The 2,880-nt window shown below is 68.8% G+C and carries 1 protein-coding gene; it reads left to right on the forward strand.

What is annotated here, in order from left to right; genetic code table 11:
• Window positions 1–28: 28 nt before the first annotated feature.
• A partial coding sequence (locus ACZ4EG_RS46555) for an amino acid adenylation domain-containing protein (protein ID WP_467795055.1) occupies window positions 29–2,880 on the forward strand: 2,852 nt, incomplete at its 3' end.

Below are 2,880 nucleotides of genomic sequence, written 5' to 3' on the forward strand. Positions count from 1 at the left end.
GGAGTATCCGGCGGATCGGTTGGCGTTCATGGTTGCCGACAGTGGCGCTGCTGTGGTGCTGAGCACGTCCGAGGCGGTGGATGGGCTGACGCTGGAGGCCCTCCACGTGGTGCTGCTGGATGAGGCCGCGGAGGCCATTGCCGAGGAGTCGGCAGAGGCTCCGAATGTGCCTCTCACGGACGAACAGCTGGCGTATGTCATCTACACGTCCGGGTCGACGGGGCGCCCGAAGGGTGTTGCGGTTGCGCACGGTGGCCTGGTGAATCTGGCGGAGGCGATGCGGCCGGTGCTGGGTGTGGATGTGGGTGTCACCGCGCTGCAGTTCGCGTCGTTCAGTTTCGATGCCGCTGTGCTGGATGTGGTGGTGACGCTGGCTGCGGGCGGGACGCTGGCGATTGCCGGGAGTGAGGAGCGTACGGATCCTGCGGTGTTGGCGGAGATGATCCGTGCGGCGGGTGTGAGCGTGGCGAGTGTGGTGCCGTCGTTGCTCGGGGTGTTGGATCCTGCGTCGGTGCCCGGGGTGTCCAACTGGGTGTTGGGCGCTGAGCGGTTGAGTGCCGACCTGGGCGCACGCTGGCGGGCACAGGCTCGGGTGTGGAACACCTATGGCCCCACCGAGGCGACGGTCATCACCACCGTCACACCGCTCGGCGAGGGCATCACCTCGCAGGACGCACCGCCTGCCATCGGCCGCCCGCTCGCCAACACCCAGATGTACGTGTTGGACGACTTCCTCCAGCCCGCGCCCATCGGAACTGTGGGCGAGGTCTACATCGCCGGGGTGGGGCTGGCTCGGGGCTACGTAGGCCGCCCGGGGCAGACGGCGGAGCGGTTCGTGGCCTGCCCGTTCGTGCCGGGGCAGCGGATGTACCGTTCCGGTGACCTGGCCCGCTGGTCGGCGGATGGGCAACTGCACTTCGCGGGTCGGGCGGACGAGCAGGTCAAGATCCGCGGCTTCCGTATCGAACTGGGTGAGATCACGTCAGTCATCGCCGGGCACGCGCGGGTCGGCCAGGCGGCGGTTGTCGTACGCGAGGACCAACTGGGCGAGCAGCGGCTGGTCGCCTACGTGGTGCCGGCCGCCGGTAGTGGCGAGGTCGATGTCGCGGAGCTCAGGGGGTACGCGGCTGATCGTCTGCCTGAGTACATGATTCCGTCCGCGGTGGTGGTGCTGGATGCGCTGCCGTTGACGGTCAACGGCAAGCTCGACCGTGCCGCCCTGCCCGCGCCCGAGCTTTCCGGCCGCAGCGAGGGCCGTCCCCCGGCCACAGCGCTTGAGGAGCTGCTGTGCGGGCTGTTCGCCGAGGTGCTGGGCCTTGAGCGGGTGGGTGTCGAGGACAGTTTCTTCGAGCTGGGCGGCGATTCGATTCTGTCGATGCTGCTGGTCTCCAGCGCGCGGCGGGCCGGCGTGGTGATCACGTCTCGGCAGGTGTTCGAGCGGCGCACTCCCGAGGGGCTTGCGGCTGTCGTCGGCGTGGCCGAGGAACTCGTATCGAGCCGTGCTGTGCCCGGCGTCGGCGAGATACCGGTGACCCCGGTGATGCACGAAGTTCTCGACCGGGTCGGGGCCGAGCAGGTGAGAGAGGTCGTTCAGTCGGCTCTGGTGACAGCGCCGAAGGGAACGGACTTCGCTGTTCTCACAAATGCGCTGCGAGCTGTGGTGGATCGGCATGAGGTTTTGCGGGCGCGGCTGGAGACCGCGCCTTGGCGGCTGGTGGTGCCGGAGACGGACACTCTCACGGTCGATGCGTGGGTCCGGCGGGTGCCTGCGGTTGGCCTCGACGAGGAGGGACTGACCCGGCTGATCGAGGAGCAGGCGCAGGTGGCTGTCGCGCGGCTCGACCCCCTTGCCGGGGTGATGGTGCAGGCGGTGTGGTTCGACGCCGGGCCCGAGGCCGTTGGGCGGTTGCTGCTCGTGGCCAACCACCTGGTGATCGACACCGTGTCCTGGCAAGTGTTGCTCCCGGATCTTGCCGAGGTCTATGACGCTCTGGCCGGTGGCGGCCAGCCTGAGCTGGGGTCGGTGCCGATCTCGTTTCGGCACTGGGCGGGGGAGTTGTCGGCCCAGGCCCACGCTGAGAAGCGGGTGGCGGAACTTCCGGCGTGGAGCGCGCTGTTGGAGGGGCCGGAGGCACCACTGACTGACGAGCCCGTGGACCCGGCCAGGGACATTGACTCCACCGTGCGGCGGGTGACGGTCACTGTGCCGGCGGGGGTCACGTCGGCGTTGCTGACCGGTGTGCCTGCGGCCTTCCATGCGGGGGTCGACGATGTGCTGCTTGCCGGTCTGGCGGGAGCCCTGGGTGAGCGGCTCGGCGGCGGTCGGCCCCTTGAGGGCGGTGTTCTGGTCGATGTTGAGGGCCATGGCCGCAAGGCTTTGGTCCAGGGGATGGATCTGTCGCGGACGGTGGGCTGGTTCACCAGTGTGCATCCGGTGCGGGTGGATGCGGCGGGTGTGGATCTGGCCGATGTCGTGGCTGGTGGTTCGGCTGCGGGTGTGCTGCTGAAGCGGGTCAAGGAGCAGGTGAGGGCGGTGCCGGGGGACGGGCTGGGCTACGGCCTGCTCCGCCACCTCAACCCGGATACGGCTGACGTCCTGGCGGGACTTCCCTCGGCTCAGATCGGCTTCAACTACCTGGGCCGCGTCGCCGCCATGCGAGCCGCACAAGGGCTGGACCGGAACTGGACACCGGTCCATGACAGCGAGCCCGGCGAGGGTGTGAGCGGAGCGTTTCCCGTACTCCATGCCTTGGAGGCGGAGGCGCTGGTTCAGGACCGTTCTGGTGGTCCGGTGTTGGTGTTGAGTCTGGCGTGGCCGGGTCGGTTGTTGGGTGAGGTGGAGGCGTGGGGGTTGGTGGAGGGCTGGGCGGCGATGTTGTC

It is taken from the genome of Streptomyces sp. NPDC025638 (genome assembly GCF_055558775.1).